Raw genomic sequence first — 15,688 nt, forward strand, 5'->3', positions numbered from 1 at the left:
GGTCACTGCACCGGCAGCCAGCCCGTCTGGACCATCTGCCCGTTGGTCGCACGGCGTGACACGAACACCCCGCGGCCCGGCGGCAGCGCCTGCGGCTTGACCGTCCCCAGCAGCGCGCCCTCGTCCCGGTTGCCGGACAGGATGACGCCCTGCCCGCCCAGCTCGCGCATCCGCTGCATCACCGGCTCGTACAGCGAGCGCCCGGCGCCGCCCGCGCTGCGGGCCACGATCACCCGCAGGCCGATGTCCCGGGCGAACGGCAGGAACTCGGCCAGCGGTGCCAGCGGGTTGCCCGAGCCGGTGGCGACCAGCTCGTAGTCGTCGACGATCACGAACATGTCCTTGCCGGTGTACCAGCTGCGGTTGCGCAGCTGTTCGGCGGTCACGTCCGGGCCGGGCAGGCGGCGGGCGCAGGCCCCGCGCAGCATGTCCACGATGGCGGTCATGGCCGGCTGCGCGGCCGCGTACTCCACCAGGAACTCCGGCGGGACGGTGCCCAGCAGGGCGCGCCGGTAGTCGCCGACCACGATGCCCGCCTGGTCCGGGGTGTAGCGCTCGGTGATCTGCTTGATCAGCATCCGCAGCAGCGCGGACTTCCCGGACTCGGTGTCGCCGAACACGATGAACAGCGGGTCGGTCTCGAAGTTGACGAACACCGGCGCCAGCTCGGCCTCGTCCACGCCGAAGCAGACGCCGCGCTCCGGGTGCTCGAAGCCCTTCGGCAGCGAGGTCCCGTCCAGGACGGCCGGCAGCATCCGCACCTGCGGGGCGCGCGGGCCGGTCCAGGCCCCGTCGACCGCGGCGACCAGCCCGGCCACGCCGTCCTGGAGGTCGTCCACCGAGGGGGAGCCGTCCAGTCGCGGCAGGCCGCTCAGGAAGTGCAGCCGCTCCGCGGTGATCCCGCGCCCGGCCAGCGGCGGGACGTTCTGCGCCACCCGGCGGTCGACCTCGGACTCCATCGCGTCGCCGAGCCTGAGCTCGATGCGGTTCTGCAGCAGGTCCTTGAGCGCGGGGCGGACCTCCGCGTACCGGGCGGCGCTGATCACCAGGTGGACGCCGTAGCCGAGGCCGCGCTGGGCGATGTCGCCGATCACCGGTTCCAGCCCCTCGAACTCCTGCTTGAAGGTGTTCCAGCCGTCGATCACCAGGAAGACGTCGCCGAAGGCCTCGTCGGGCAGCTGCCCGGCGGCCCGGCGGGCCCGGTAGGTCGCGATGGTGTCGATCCCGGTCGCCCGGAACAGCTCCTCGCGCCGGTTCAGCACCGCGTGCACCTCGGAGACCATCCGGCGGACCTTGTCCACGTCCAGCCGGCCCGCCACCCCGCCGACGTGCGGCAGCCCGAGCAGCGACTGGAAGCTGCCCGCGCCGAAGTCCAGCAGGTAGAACTGCACCTCGCGCGGGGTGTGGGTGAGGCCGAAGGCCGCCGTCATGCCGCGCAGCACGGTCGACTTGCCCGAGCGCGGGCCGCCGACCACCAGGCCGTGGCCGGCCGCCCCGGAGAAGTCGACCTCCAGGATGTCGGTCTTCTGCTCGCGCGGCTTGTCCACGATGCCGATCGGCGCGCGCAGCCGCCCGCCCGGGTAGCCGGGCGCGGTGAGTCCGCGGTCGGGGACGACCTGCAGCGGCGGCAGCAGGTGGTCCAGGCTCGGCGCCTCGTCCAGCGGCGGCAGCCACACCTGGTGGGCGGCCGGGCCCTGGCCGGACATCCGCTGGACGAAGACGTCCAGCACGGTGTCCACCAGTGCGTCGTCCTGCTCCTGGACCTGCGGCGCCTCCTCCTCCACGGGGGCCGGCGGCAGGTCCACGAAGGCCGAGGTGAACTCCACCGGCCGGGTGTTCACCCGCCGGCCGCCGGTCGACCGCTGCTGCCCCGGCGCCCGGTAGGGCCCCGAGACGTACGCGGCCTTGAACCGGTCCATCACGTCCTCGCCGAACTTGAGGTAGCCGACGCCCGGCACCGGCGGCAGGTGGTACGCGTCCGGTACGCCGATCGCCGCCCGCGACTCGGCCGCCGAGAAGGTGCGCAGGCCGATCCGGTAGGAGAGGTAGGTGTCCAGGCCGCGCAGCTTGCCCTCCTCCAGGCGCTGCGAGGCCAGCAGCAGGTGCACGCCCAGGGAGCGGCCGATCCGGCCGATCTGGATGAACATCTCGATGAAGTCGGGCTTGGCGGTGAGGAGTTCGGAGAACTCGTCGATGATCAGCACCAGCGAGGGCAGCGGGTCCAGCGCCGCGCCGGCCGCCCGGGCCCGCTCGTACTCGTGGATGTTGGCGTAGTTGCCGGAGCGGTGCAGCAGCTCCTGGCGGCGGTGCAGCTCGCCCTCGATCGCGTCGCGCATGCGGTCGACCAGGGTGAGCTCGCCCTCCAGGTTGGTGATCACCGCGGAGGTGTGCGGCATGTCCGCCATGCCCAGGAAGGTCGCGCCGCCCTTGAAGTCGGCGAGCACGAAGTTGAGCGTCTCCGAGGAGTGGGTCATCGCCAGCGCCAGCACCAGGGTGCGCAGCAGCTCCGACTTGCCGGAACCGGTCGCGCCCACGCACAGGCCGTGCGGGCCCATGCCCTCCAGCGCGGCCTCCTTGATGTCCAGGTAGACGTGCTCGCCGCCCGCGCCGACGCCGATCGGCACCCGCATCCGCTCGTGCTGGGCGCGCGGGCGCCAGCTGCGGGCCACGTCGAAGGAGCCCGGGTCGCCCGAGCCCATCATGTCGGTGAAGTCCAGGTTGGACAGCAGCGGCTCGTCGTCCCCGCCGGCCGAGGCCCGGTACGGCGCCAACTGCCGCGCCAGTGCCTCGGACTGCCACAGCGAGAGCAGGTCCGGCTTGCCGCTGTACGTCGCCCCGGAGGCCGAACGCAGCACCAGCTCCTGCGGGTTGACCGTCACCATCAGGTGCCCGCTCGGCTCGTCCACCTCACCCGGGACGACCTCGATGACGGTCACCCCCTGCACGCCCTCGGGGCCGGCCAGCACCGAGTCGTGCGGCACCCCGGCGCCGTCCATGATCACCACCAGGTGCGGCTGGTCCGCGGCGGGCGCCGCGTCCCGGACGAAGCGCTGGCGGCCGGCCAGCTCGTCCTGCAGCAGGTACTCCAGCTCGCCCAGGTCGGCGGCGCTCAGCCGGCGCGAGCCCGCGCCGTCGCTCTCCTTGCGGTGCTGGTTGTGCGGGAGCCACTTGGTCCAGTCCCACTCCTCGGCCGCGCCGGGGGCCGCGGCGACCGCGATCAGCAGGTCGTCCGGCGAGTGCAGGGTGGTCAGTTGGGCGATCATCGCGCGCACGTTCCCGTACACCGAGTCCGGGTCCCCGCACACCGTGATGTGGTAGAAGGCCCGCAGCGAGACCGCCAGCGGCAGGTCCTGGAGGGTGCCGTGCGCCTTGAGGAACGAGTGCATCGCGGCCGCCGACAGCGGCTCCAGCTCGTCCATCGGCGCGGTCTGCGGCGCCACCAGCGGGGTGGACAGCTGCACCGGCCCGAGGCCGACCCGGATCTGCGCGAAGTCGCCGTCCGCCGTCCGCCGCTCCCACAGCCGGCGGCCGTCCTCGACGATCGACCAGAGCTGCTCCGGCGCCGGGTTCAGGAACAGCAGCGCGCCGCGCTGGCTCTCCGCCGTGCGGCGCACCTGGCGGCGGGTCTGCTGGAGGTACTTGAGGTAGTCGCGCCGCTCGTCCGCCATCACGGTCGAGCCGCCCCGGCGGGCCCGCACGATCTGGGCCAGCACCATGCCGACCGTCGAGACGATCATCAGACCGCCCATGATCTTCATCGGCGCGGCCGCACCCGGCGAGAAGAAGAACACCGCCGAACCGCCCATGCCGAGCATCGGCAGGATGCTCATCAGCCAGTCCTCGCCGCCCTGCCGGGGCAGCTCCGGTGGACTGACCAGCTCCACCGGCTCGTCCGGCACCGTCGGCGGGTAGGCCCTGGCCGGTCGCTTGACCATGATCACACCCATGCGTCACCCACCCCGCGGCGTCGATCGATCACTTCGGCATCAGCCCTCACGCGACTGCGCTCGGCCCGGTACGGGATTCCCGTGGCTGAGGACGCCCCACACAGCGCAGCCCCCGTACCACCTCGCGCAGGCGCCGATCCTACATAGCGGCGCACAGCGGGGCGTGCCCGCACCGACGGGGGCCGCACCCCGCACCGGCACCGGGCACGAACCGAGCGGGTAGGGTAACGCCGCGCCAACTCGCGGCCCGGCCGGGCCGGTTCCACAGCCACCCCGCGCGCCACCGTGCCGCGGCACCGTCCACACAGGGGGAGCGTCCAGTGCGTCGAAGGATCGAGGTGCCGTCGTGAGCGCGACAGCCGCCACGGGCTACTGCCGGGTGACCGTCGTCGCCCCGGACCGCCGGATCGACGTCGCCCTGCCCGAGGACGTCGCCCTCGCCGACGTCTACCCCGAGGTGCTGCGGCTGGCCAACCAGAGCCAGCCCGACGGCACCCCCACCGGCTTCCACCTGGTCCGCCGCGACGGCACCGTCCTCGACAGCAGCCTGTCCCTGGCCGCCCAACACGTCCGCGACGGCGACCTGCTGGCGCTGCGCCCCTTCGCCGAGTCACTGCCGCCCGCCGTCTACGACGACGTCGCCGACGCCATCGCCAGCGCCGTCGAGGCCGACCGCCGGTTCTGGACCGTCGACCTCATGCGCGGCTTCGGCCTGATCGGCGCCGGGGTGCTGCTCACCCTGCTCGGCTTCGCGCTCTGGTTCTCCGACCTGCGCCACGACATGCACAGCCTGCCCGGCGTGCTGGCCGGCGTCGCCGCCGTGGTGCTCACCGCGCTCGCCGGGGTCCGCGCCCGGGTCTACCAGGACGCCCACGCCGCCGTCGCGCTCGGCCTCGGCGCCCTGCCGCACGCCATGATCGCCGGCAGCGGCGTCATCGCCGTCGCCCACCCGTGGGACGGCCCCGGCCGGCTCCAGTTCCTCACCGGCTGCGTCACCGTCCTGGTGATCTCCGTGCTGCTCGCCGGACTGCTCCCGGACAAGGACGCGGTGTTCGTCGCCGCCGCCTTCGTCGCCACCGCCGGCGCGCTCGCCACCTTCGCCGCCGTGCTGATGCCCGACACCCCGGCCGGGAACATCGCCGCCGTCACCGGCGTCGCCGCCGTCGCCGCGATCGGCTTCCTGCCCAGCCTCTCCGCCCGCTTCGCCCGGCTGCCGGTCGGATTCAGCGCCCCCGGCCAGACCCGCACCCGCAGCCGCGACTACGACGAGGAGGCCGAGCGCGCCGAGGCCGTCCAGTACGAGCGGATCGCCCACCAGGCCCGCCGCGGCCACGAGGTGCTGGTCGGCCTGGTCGGCGGCTGCGCCGCGGTCGTGGTCGGCGCCTGCGCCGTCCTCTCCTTCACCGACCGGACCTTCCCCGAACTGCTCGCGCTCGCCCTCGGCATCGCCGCCATGCTGCGCGCCCGGCTGTTCCGCTACACCGCGCAGGTCCTCAGCCTCACCGTCGCCGGCCTGCTCGGCCTGTGCCTGCTGATCGTCGGGCTCTCCCTGCACACCCCGCAGTTCGTCCTGCGCGCGGCCGGCTCCAGCACCGAGCTCGACCTGCGCACCATCTGGCTGGCCGCCTCCGTCGCCTTCGGGGCCGCGCTGCTCACCGCGATCGCCCTGGTGGTGCCCCGGCTGGGCGTCTCCCCGTTCTGGGGCCGCATCCTGGACCTGGTGGACAGCCTCACCCTGATCTCGCTGGTCCCGCTGGCGCTCGCCGTGCTGAACGTCTACCGGCTGGTCCGCGGCGCCACCGGCTGACCGCGCACCCCCCGCCGCCGGGCGCCCGCCACCCGCCGCCCACCCGCCGACCGGCCGGGTGGGCGGCACTGGTACCCTTGGCCTTCGAGCGCAGCCGTGTGTCCACCCCTTCGTGGGCCGTCGACCGCGGACAGCGCTCGCGACACCGAGTTCTCGCAGAGTCCTGTGCTGTCGACCAGGACCGCTCGGTAGACCTTGAAGGAGTTGCAGTGGCACTCGCCTCTGACGTCAAGAAGCAGATCTTCGCCGAGTTCGGCCAGAAGGAGGGCGACACCGGTTCCCCCGAGGTCCAGGTGGCCATGCTCTCCCGCCGCATCTCGGACCTGACCGAGCACCTCAAGTTCCACAAGCACGACCACCACTCGCGTCGTGGCCTGCTGATCCTGGTCGGCCAGCGCCGCCGCCTCCTGCAGTACCTGGCCAAGAAGGACATCGAGCGTTTCCGTACGCTCGTCGACCGCCTGGGCATCCGTCGCGGTGCCGCCGGCGGCGCCCGCTAAGACCGCCGCAGGGGGCGGCTCCCCACACCGGGGAGCCGCCCCTCGCGCGTATGCCGCGGCGGGTTCGAACGCGGCACCCTGACATAACAACTCGCGCGCACCTCCCCAGGTGGCCGAGGATTGCACCGTAGGGTTGTGGGCATGCCGGGTGATGGCGCAGGAGCGCCACCCGGGCAGCAGACCCAAACCCCCCGCGGGACGAAGGCTTCAAACGGAAGCCGCCCGCATCCGAGAGAGCGTCCAGACGCGGACCGCCCGTCCCGGCCCGGCAGCCGTGAGGCGCCGGTCCTCGGTAGTGGCCCCCGGAACCCCCGCCGACGAGCGGGGCACCCCGGAGGCTTCGATCGAAGACCGGCCCGACTGCCGCCCTCCCTGGCAGGAGGGCCCCAGGGCCAGCCCGAGGCAGTGCGCGGGGACGCTCTCCCGGAGAACGTACGAAAGAGGAGATCTTCCAGGTGGAAGAGAACGTGTTCTACGCCGAGGCCGTGATCGACAACGGTTCCTTCGGCACCCGTACCATCCGCTTCGAGACCGGCCGTCTGGCCCGTCAGGCCGCCGGCTCCGCCGTGGCCTACCTCGACGACGACACCATGGTGCTGTCGGCCACCAGCGCGTCCAAGCAGCCGAAGGAGCACTTCGACTTCTTCCCGCTGACCGTGGACGTCGAGGAGCGGATGTACGCCGCCGGCCGCATCCCCGGCTCGTTCTTCCGTCGCGAGGGCCGGCCCTCCGAGGACGCGATCCTCACCTGCCGCCTGATCGACCGCCCGCTGCGCCCGTCCTTCGTCAAGGGCCTGCGCAACGAGGTCCAGGTCGTCTGCACGATCATGGCGCTCAACCCCGACCACCTGTACGACGTGGTCGCCATCAACGCCGCCTCCGCCTCCACCCAGCTGGCGGGCCTGCCGTTCTCCGGCCCGATCGGTGGCGTCCGCGTCGCGCTGATCAAGGGCCAGTGGGTCGCCTTCCCGACCCACAGCGAGCTGGAGTCGGCCGTCTTCGACATGGTCGTCGCCGGTCGCGTCCTGCCGGACGGCGACGTCGCGATCATGATGGTCGAGGCCGAGGCCACCGACAAGACCATCAAGCTGGTCGAGGGCGGCGCCGAGGCGCCGACCGAGGACGTCGTCGCCGCCGGTCTGGACGCCGCGAAGCCCTTCATCAAGGTGCTCTGCGCCGCCCAGTCGCAGCTCGCCGCCCAGGCCGCCAAGCCGACCGCCGACTTCCCGGTCTTCCTGGACTACCAGGACGACGTCCTGGCCGCGCTGACCGCCGCCGTCAAGGACGAGCTGGCCAAGGCCCTCACCATCCCGGGCAAGCAGGAGCGCAACGCCGAGCTGGACCGCGTCAAGGCGGTCGCCGCCGAGAAGCTGCTCCCCGAGTTCGAGGGTCGCGAGAAGGAGATCAGCGCCGCCTACAACGCGCTGACCAAGAAGGTCGTCCGCGAGCGCGTCATCAAGGACAAGGTCCGCATCGACGGCCGCGGTGTCACCGACATCCGCACCCTGGCCGCCGAGGTCGAGGCCATCCCGCGCGTCCACGGCTCGGCCCTGTTCGAGCGCGGCGAGACCCAGATCCTGGGCGTCACCACGCTGAACATGCTCCGGATGGAGCAGCAGCTCGACACGCTCTCCCCGGAGACGCGTCGCCGCTACATGCACAACTACAACTTCCCGCCGTACTCGGTCGGCGAGACCGGCCGCGTGGGCTCGCCCAAGCGTCGCGAGATCGGCCACGGCGCCCTCGCCGAGCGCGCCATCCTCCCGGTCCTGCCGACCCGCGAGGAGTTCCCCTACGCGATCCGCCAGGTCTCCGAGGCGCTGAGCTCCAACGGCTCCACCTCGATGGGCTCGGTCTGCGCCTCGACCATGTCGCTGCTGAACGCCGGTGTGCCGCTCAAGGCCGCCGTCGCCGGCATCGCCATGGGCCTGATCTCCCAGGAGATCGACGGCGAGACCCACTACGTCGCGCTGACCGACATCCTCGGTGCCGAGGACGCGTACGGCGACATGGACTTCAAGGTCGCCGGTACCCGCAACTTCATCACCGCGCTGCAGCTCGACACCAAGCTGAACGGCATCCCGGCCTCCGTGCTGGCCGCCGCGCTCAAGCAGGCCAAGGACGCCCGCCTGCACATCCTCGACGTGATGAACGAGGCCATCGACTCGCCCGACGAGATGTCCCCGAACGCGCCGCGGATCATCACCATCAAGATCCCGGTGGACAAGATCGGTGAGGTCATCGGCCCCAAGGGCAAGATGATCAACCAGATCCAGGAGGACACCGGCGCCGAGATCACGATCGAGGACGACGGCACCATCTACATCGGTGCCGCCGACGGCCCGGCCGCCGAGGCCGCCCGCACCACGATCAACCAGATCGCCAACCCGACCATGCCGGAGGTCGGCGAGCGCTACCTGGGCACCGTGGTCAAGACCACGACGTTCGGCGCGTTCGTGTCGCTCATGCCGGGCAAGGACGGCCTGCTGCACATCTCGCAGATCCGCAAGCTGGCCGGCGGCAAGCGCGTCGAGAACGTCGAGGACGTCCTCGGCGTCGGCGCCAAGGTGCAGGTCGAGATCGCCGAGATCGACCCGCGCGGCAAGCTCTCCCTGATCCCGGTCGTCGAGGGCGAGGAAGGCGGCGAGGCCGCTTCCGAGTGAAGCGCCGCTAGCTGACCCTTGCGGCCCGTACGCCTCCCGGCGTGCGGGCCGCACCCTGTTGTCCACGCGTTCGTCCGTACGTGCCATTCCACGTGCGTTTCCTCTGGAGGTACCCCCCGTGGCCCAGGCCCCGGCGGTAAAGCAGCGTCCCGGCTCCACCCGGACCCTGCTCAAGGGCGTCGACGGCGCCGGCACGGTGCGCCGCACCGTCCTCCCCGGCGGCCTGCGGGTCGTCACCGAGACCCTGCCGACAGTGCGCTCCGCGACCTTCGGCATCTGGGTCGGCGTCGGCTCCCGGGACGAGACCCCGCAGCTCAACGGCGCCACCCACTACCTGGAGCACCTGCTCTTCAAGGGCACCGAGCGGCGCAGCGCGCTGGACATCTCGGCGGCCCTGGACGCGGTCGGCGGCGAGATGAACGCCTTCACCGCGAAGGAGAACACCTGCTACTACGCCCGGGTCCTGGACACCGACCTGCCGCTGGCCATCGACGTGGTCTGCGACATGCTCACCGGCTCGCTGATCCGCGCCGAGGACGTCGACGCCGAACGCGGCGTCATCCTCGAGGAGATGGCGATGGCCGAGGACGACCCGGGTGACGTCGTCCACGACCTGTTCGCCAAGGTGATCTTCGGCAGCGGCCCGCTCGGCCGCCCGATCCTCGGCACCCAGGAGACCATCAAGGCCCTCACCCGGGACCAGGTCGCCGGCTTCTACCACCGCCGCTACCGCCCGGAGAACCTGGTCGTCGCGGCGGCCGGCAACCTCGACCACCGCAAGGTCGTCAAGCAGGTCCAGGAGGCCTTCGCGCCGGTGCTGGCCCGCTCCACCGCGGCGCCCGCCGAGGCCCGCCGCGGCGTCAAGGCGCTGCGCACGGCCGGCCGGGTCGAGGTGCTCAACCGCTCCACCGAGCAGGCCCACCTGGTGCTGGGCGTGCCCGGCGTGCCCCGGCACGACGAGCGCCGCTGGGCGATGGGCGTGCTCAACGCGGCCCTGGGCGGCGGGATGAGCTCCCGGCTGTTCCAGGAGGTCCGGGAGAAGCGCGGCCTGGCCTACTCCGTCTACTCGTACTCCTCCTCCTACGCGGACAGCGGCCTGTTCGGCATCTACGCCGGCTGCCAGCCCAAGCGCGTCGAGGAGGTGCTGCGGATCTGCCGCGAGGAGCTCGCCAAGGTGGTCGCCGACGGCATCACCGAGGAGGAGCTGCAGCGCGCGATCGGCCAGATCTCCGGCTCCACCGTGCTCGGCATGGAGGACACCGGCTCGCTGATGAACCGGATCGGCAAGGCCGAACTCAGCTACGGGCACCACCTGTCGGTGGACGACATGCTGGCGCGGATCGCCGCGGTGACCCTGGAGGACGTCCACGCGGTGGCCCGTGATGTGCTGGGCGCGTACCGGCCGTCGCTGGCGCTGATCGGGCCGGTCAACGACAAGCGGGCCGCCCGGCTCGCCGATCTGCTGGTCTGAGGATTGTCCCCCCGGAGAGGAACGTCGCTATGACGCTGCGTGTCGCCGTGATCGGTGCCAACGGACGGATCGGCTCGGAGGCGGTCAAGGCCGTCGAGGCCGCGCCGGACCTGGAGCTGGTGGCCACCCTCGGCCGCGGCTCCAGGCTGGAGGAGCTGACCGAGGCCGGTGCCCAGGTCGCCGTCGAACTCACCCACCCGGACTCGGTGATGGGCAACCTCGACTACTGCCTGCGCCACGGCATCCACGTGGTCACCGGCACCACCGGCTGGACCGACGAGCGACTGGCCACCGTCGAGGGCCTGTTGGCGCAGGCCCCCGACCTCGGCCTGCTGATCGCGCCCAACTTCTCCATCGGCGCGATCCTCGGCATGAAGTTCTCCCAGCTGGCGGCGAGGTACTTCGAGTCGGTCGAGGTGGTCGAACTCCACCACGACCGCAAGGCCGACGCCCCCAGCGGCACCGCCACCCGCACCGCCCAGCTGATCGCCGCGGCCCGCGCCGAGGCCGGCCGGCCGAAGCAGCAGGATCCGACCACCCACAGCCTGCCCGGCGCGCGCGGCGCCGACGTGGACGGGGTGCCGGTGCACGCCGTACGGCTGCGCGGCCTGCTCGCCCACCAGCAGGTGATGTTCGGCGACACCGGCGAGACGCTCACCATCCGGCACGACTCACTGCACCACAGCAGCTTCATGCCGGGCATCCTGCTGGGCGTGCGCAAGGTCGTCGAGACCCCGGGGCTGACCTTCGGCCTCGAACACTTCCTGGACGTGTGACCGTGGTGAACCCCAGGAGCGCGACATGACCTCCCGTACCGGTTTCTTCGTCCTGTCCGGCGTACTGCTGCTGGTCGCCCTCCTCTGCGTGGGGGAGGGCGTCCAGCTGGTCGCCACCGGAAAGCCGCTCGGCATCGGCATCGGCCTCTGCGCCTTCGTGATCCCGGTGATCGGCATCTGGTTCCTGCGCCAGACCGTCCGCTTCGGCCGGGCCAGCGAGCAGCTCGCCCGGGAGCTGGAGGCCGAGGGCGGCCTGCCGGTGGACGAGCTCCGGCGCACCGGCGGCGGACGGATCGACCGGGCCTCGGCCGACGCGGTGTTCACCCGCCGCCAGGCCGAGGCGGAGGCCGCGCCGGGCGACTGGCGGGTCTGGTTCCGCCTCGCCGTGGCCTACGCCGACGCCGGCGACACCCCGCGCGCCCGCAAGACCATGCAGCACGCCATCAAGCTGCACAGCACCGAACCCGCAAGGAGTAACGCGTGAGCGACGAACCGACGGCCCCCAGCTTCCGGAGCGACGTGACGGTGGAGCTGGTCCGCAGCGCCGCCGCCGATTCGGACGTCATCTGGTCGGCCCGGGTGTCGACCGCGGGGGAGCAGTCCCTGGAGGCGCTCCAGCAGGACCCGGAGAAGTCCAAGGGCCTGATCAACTTCCTGATGCGCGACCGGCACGGCACGCCGTTCGAGCACAACTCGATGACCTTCTTCATCAGCGCGCCGATCTTCGTGTTCCGCGAGTTCCACCGGCACCGCAGCGGCTGGTCGTACAACGAGGAGTCCGGCCGCTACCGCGAGCTGGAGCCGGTCTTCTACGTCCCGGGCACCGACCGCAAGCTGGTCCAGCAGGGCCGTCCGGGCAAGTACGAGTTCCACGAGGGCACCCCGGAGCAGCACGGGACCACCATCGGGGCGATGGAGGCCGCGTACCGCGAGTCCTACGCCCGCTACCAGGAGATGCTGGCGGCCGGCGTGGCCCGCGAGGTGGCCCGGGCGGTGCTGCCGGTCGGCCTGTTCTCCTCGATGTACGCGACCTGCAACGCGCGCTCGCTGATGCACTTCCTCTCGCTGCGCACCCGGCGGGAGAACTCGGCGGTGCCGTCCTTCCCGCAGCGCGAGATCGAGATGGTCGCGGAGCGGATGGAGGAGCAGTGGGCCCAGCTCATGCCGCTCACCCATGCGGCCTTCGAGAAGCACGGCCGGGTCGCCCCCTGACCTGGGACGACAGGCATATGGGCAGAGTGTCGGGCATGTCTGGATTGCGGCTTTTCTAGCCGCTCCCTACATTCGTGACCACGGATCCCGGTGCTGCCCGAACCCCCGAGCGGGCAGCACCGGGATCCCATTCCCCGCCCCTGGCCTGCTCACCTGTCCGAACCATGGACCGGCATGGGTACCGCCCCACCGCCTACGAGTAGCTTTGGACGCATGGCTCCGACCTCCACCCCCCAGACGCCGTTCGGCCGGGTACTGACCGCGATGGTCACCCCGTTCACCGCCGACGGCGCGCTCGACCTCGACGGCGCCCAGCGCCTCGCCACGCACCTCGTCGACTCCGGGAACGACGGCCTCGTCGTCAACGGCACCACCGGTGAGTCCCCGACCACCAGCGACGCCGAGAAGGCCCAGCTCGTCCGCGCCGTGGTGGAGGCGGTCGGGGACCGTGCCCACGTGGTGGCCGGGGTCGGCACCAACGACACCCACCACAGCGTCGAACTGGCCCGCCAGGCGGAGGCGGCCGGGGCGCACGGCCTGCTGGTCGTCACGCCGTACTACAACAAGCCCCCGCAGGAGGGCCTGTACCGGCACTTCACGCAGGTCGCCGACGCCACCGGCCTGCCGGTCATGGCGTACGACATCCCGGGCCGCAGCGGGGTCGCGCTGAGCCACGAGACCCTGGTCCGGCTCGGCGAGCACCCGCGGATCGTCGCCAACAAGGACGCCAAGGGCGACCTCGGCGCGGCGGCCTGGGCGATAGCCCGCTCCGACCTCGCCTGGTACTCCGGCGACGACATCCTGAACCTGCCGCTGCTGTCCGTCGGGGCCGCCGGCGTGGTCAGCGTCGTCGGGCACGTGGTCGCCGGTGAGTTGAAGGCCATGATCGAGGCCTACCTGGCCGGCGATGTGGCCAAGGCCACCGCCGTCCACCAGGGCCTGCTGCCGGTGTTCACCGGTATGTTCCGCACCCAGGGCGTGATCCTCACCAAGGCCGCGCTGGACCTCCAGGGCCTGCCCGCCGGGCCGCTGCGCCTGCCCCTGGTCGGCGCGACGTCCGAGGAGATCGACCGATTGAAGCAGGATCTCGCCTCCGGCGGGGTACACCTGTAGCAGACACAGACGTGCGCGCCCCGGCTCGCCGGACCCGACCGGGTCCGCCGCTGGACCGGACCGAAGGCGCGAGAGCACAGACCCAGTAGGAAGAACGACACTGAGTACGCACGCCATATGTCTCCAGGGGGAGGACCCCGGGCATATGGCGTGCGTCGTGAGGAGAGTCTTTTGAGCCACCCGCACCCCGAACTCGGCGCGCCCCCGGCCCTCAAGGAGGGCGCCCTCCGCATCACTCCGCTCGGCGGCCTCGGCGAGATCGGCCGCAACATGACGGTCCTCGAGTACGGCGACCGCATCCTGATCATCGACTGCGGCGTCCTCTTCCCCGAGGACGAGCAGCCCGGCGTGGACCTGATCCTCCCGGACTTCAGCTACATCCGGGACCGCCTCGACAAGGTCGACGGCATCGTCCTCACCCACGGCCACGAGGACCACATCGGCGCCGTCCCGTTCCTCCTGCGGGAGAACCCGGACATCCCGCTGATCGGCTCCAAGCTGACCCTCGCCCTGATCGAGGCCAAGCTCGCCGAGCACCGCATCCGGCCGTACGTGCTGGAGGTCAAGGAGGGCGAGCGCGAGCGCATCGGCCCCTTCGACTGCGAGTTCATCGCGGTCAACCACTCCATCCCGGACGCCCTCGCCGTGGCGGTCCGCACCCCCGCCGGCATGGTCGTGGCCACCGGTGACTTCAAGATGGACCAGCTGCCGCTGGACGGCCGCCTCACCGACCTGCCGACCTTCGCCAAGCTGGCGGAGGAGGGCATGGACCTGCTGCTGGTGGACTCCACCAACGCCGAGGTCCCCGGCTTCATCCCGCACGAGCGCGACATCTCGGCCGCGCTGCGAAACGTTTTCGCGAACGCCGACAAGCGCATCATCGTCGCGTCCTTCGCCAGCCACGTGCACCGCATCCAGCAGGTGCTGGACGCCGCGCACGAGTACAAGCGCAAGGTCGCCTTCGTCGGCCGCTCGATGGTCCGCAACATGGGCATCGCCCGTGACCTCGGGTACCTCAAGGTCCCCGGCAACATGGTCGTCGACGTCAAGCAGCTCGACGACCTGCCGGACAAGGAGGTCGTGCTGATCTGCACCGGCTCCCAGGGCGAGCCGATGGCGGCGCTGTCCCGGATGGCCAACCGCGACCACCAGATCCGCATCGTGGAGGGCGACACCGTCGTCCTGGCGTCCTCGCTCATCCCGGGCAACGAGAACGCCGTCTACCGCGTGATCAACGGCCTGACCCGCTGGGGCGCCAAGGTCGTGCACAAGGGCAACGCCAAGGTGCACGTCTCCGGCCACGCCTCGGCCGGCGAGCTGCTGTACTTCTTCAACATCTGCAAGCCGCGCAACCTGATGCCGGTCCACGGCGAGTGGCGCCACCTGCGGGCCGCCGCCGAGCTCGGCATCGCCACCGGCGTGCCGCGCAACCGCGTGGTCATCGCCGAGGACGGCGTCTGCGTCGACCTGGAGAAGGGCGTCGCCCGGATCGTCGGCAAGGTCCGGGCCGGCTACGTCTACGTCGACGGCGCCTCGGTCGGCGACATCACCGAGGCCTCGCTCAAGGACCGCAGGATCCTCGGCGAGGAGGGCTTCATCTCGGTCTTCGTCGCGGTCGACACCACCAACGGCAAGCTGGTCGGCAGCCCGACCATCCAGGCCCGCGGCTCCGGCATCGACGACAACGCCTTCGTGCCGGTCGTCGCCAAGCTCCAGGAGGCCCTGGACCGCTCGGCGAGCGACGGCGTGCTGGAGCCCCGCCAGGTGCAGCAGCTCGTCCGCCGGACCATCGGCAAGTGGGTCGCGGACAACTACCGCCGCCGGCCGATGATCCTGCCGGTCGTCGTCGAGGTCTGAGCCCCGCTCCAGACCCTCGTCCGGCCCCGCTGAGGCTGGTTTGACGTGGGGCGACCCGGTGCGTAATGTTCTCCGGGTTGCCCCACGGGACGAGCCCCAAGGAAGTCCTCGAATACGAATGCGAATTCGAGAACTACCGGGAAAACGGACCGAGAAACTCTGGTAGAGTTCGGGAGCGCCGAAAGGCAAAAGCCAAATCGGATGAATGAAACTCCGGAAAACGGAGCGGAAAACATCTGATAAGCTTGAAACACGAAAGAACGAAGCGCCCGGAGGGCCCGCTGGAAGGCGGTCCGAAGGAAGCGTCCGTTCCTTGAGAACTCAACAGCGTGCCAAAAGTCA

General features: G+C 71.4%; 10 protein-coding genes. 9 read left to right on the forward strand and 1 reads right to left on the reverse strand.

Annotated features, from left to right (window positions below; all coding sequences use genetic code 11):
• Window positions 1-2: 2 nt before the first annotated feature.
• Entirely contained in the window at window positions 3-3,947 is a 3,945-nt protein-coding gene (eccCa, locus tag ACFXOZ_RS24015) for a type VII secretion protein EccCa (RefSeq protein ID WP_375896073.1), read from the reverse strand.
• 346 nt (window positions 3,948-4,293) lie between these two features.
• Between eccCa and eccD the strand changes: the two genes are divergently transcribed.
• From eccD to ACFXOZ_RS24060, 9 genes are all read left to right on the forward strand, one after another.
• Complete coding sequence (gene eccD, locus ACFXOZ_RS24020; protein WP_375896075.1) at window positions 4,294-5,754, forward strand: type VII secretion integral membrane protein EccD; 1,461 nt, start codon at window positions 4,294-4,296, stop codon at window positions 5,752-5,754.
• A 209-nt stretch (window positions 5,755-5,963) separates the two neighbouring features.
• Window positions 5,964-6,254, forward strand: a complete 291-nt coding sequence (gene rpsO, locus ACFXOZ_RS24025) for a 30S ribosomal protein S15 (RefSeq protein ID WP_188302791.1) — start codon at window positions 5,964-5,966, stop codon at window positions 6,252-6,254.
• 455 nt (window positions 6,255-6,709) lie between these two features.
• Window positions 6,710-8,917 carry a polyribonucleotide nucleotidyltransferase gene (locus ACFXOZ_RS24030; RefSeq protein ID WP_375896078.1) on the forward strand — a complete coding sequence of 736 codons (2,208 nt, stop codon included), beginning with the start codon at window positions 6,710-6,712 and terminating at the stop codon, window positions 8,915-8,917.
• A 118-nt stretch (window positions 8,918-9,035) separates the two neighbouring features.
• Window positions 9,036-10,388 (forward strand): M16 family metallopeptidase, encoded by a 1,353-nt coding sequence (locus ACFXOZ_RS24035; RefSeq protein ID WP_375896080.1) that lies wholly within the window; start codon window positions 9,036-9,038, stop codon window positions 10,386-10,388.
• A 29-nt stretch (window positions 10,389-10,417) separates the two neighbouring features.
• Window positions 10,418-11,164, forward strand: coding sequence for a 4-hydroxy-tetrahydrodipicolinate reductase (gene dapB, locus ACFXOZ_RS24040; protein WP_380529296.1), 747 nt, complete (start codon window positions 10,418-10,420; stop codon window positions 11,162-11,164).
• A 25-nt stretch (window positions 11,165-11,189) separates the two neighbouring features.
• Window positions 11,190-11,648 (forward strand): hypothetical protein, encoded by a 459-nt coding sequence (locus ACFXOZ_RS24045; RefSeq protein ID WP_375896085.1) that lies wholly within the window; start codon window positions 11,190-11,192, stop codon window positions 11,646-11,648.
• Complete coding sequence (thyX, locus tag ACFXOZ_RS24050) at window positions 11,645-12,376, forward strand: FAD-dependent thymidylate synthase (RefSeq protein WP_380592546.1); 732 nt, start codon at window positions 11,645-11,647, stop codon at window positions 12,374-12,376. Before ACFXOZ_RS24045 ends, thyX begins: the two co-directional genes overlap by 4 nt.
• Before the next feature lie 213 nt (window positions 12,377-12,589).
• Window positions 12,590-13,489: a 4-hydroxy-tetrahydrodipicolinate synthase gene (dapA, locus tag ACFXOZ_RS24055; protein WP_380529294.1), complete on the forward strand. Its 900-nt coding sequence runs from the start codon at window positions 12,590-12,592 to the stop codon at window positions 13,487-13,489.
• A 171-nt stretch (window positions 13,490-13,660) separates the two neighbouring features.
• Complete coding sequence (locus ACFXOZ_RS24060; RefSeq protein WP_375896092.1) at window positions 13,661-15,346, forward strand: ribonuclease J; 1,686 nt, start codon at window positions 13,661-13,663, stop codon at window positions 15,344-15,346.
• Window positions 15,347-15,688 lie beyond the last annotated feature (342 nt).

It is taken from the genome of Kitasatospora sp. NPDC059160, from assembly GCF_042755465.1.
In the GTDB taxonomy this organism is placed as follows: Bacteria; Actinomycetota; Actinomycetes; order Streptomycetales; family Streptomycetaceae; genus Kitasatospora.

Coding starts and splice junctions, on each gene's coding strand:
- eccCa (WP_375896073.1), bottom strand. CDS start 3,947: ATGGGTGTGATCATGGTCAAGCGACCGGCCAGGGCCTACCCGCCGACG.
- ACFXOZ_RS24045 (WP_375896085.1), top strand. CDS start 11,190: ATGACCTCCCGTACCGGTTTCTTCGTCCTGTCCGGCGTACTGCTGCTG.
- dapB (WP_380529296.1), top strand. CDS start 10,418: ATGACGCTGCGTGTCGCCGTGATCGGTGCCAACGGACGGATCGGCTCG.
- dapA (WP_380529294.1), top strand. CDS start 12,590: ATGGCTCCGACCTCCACCCCCCAGACGCCGTTCGGCCGGGTACTGACC.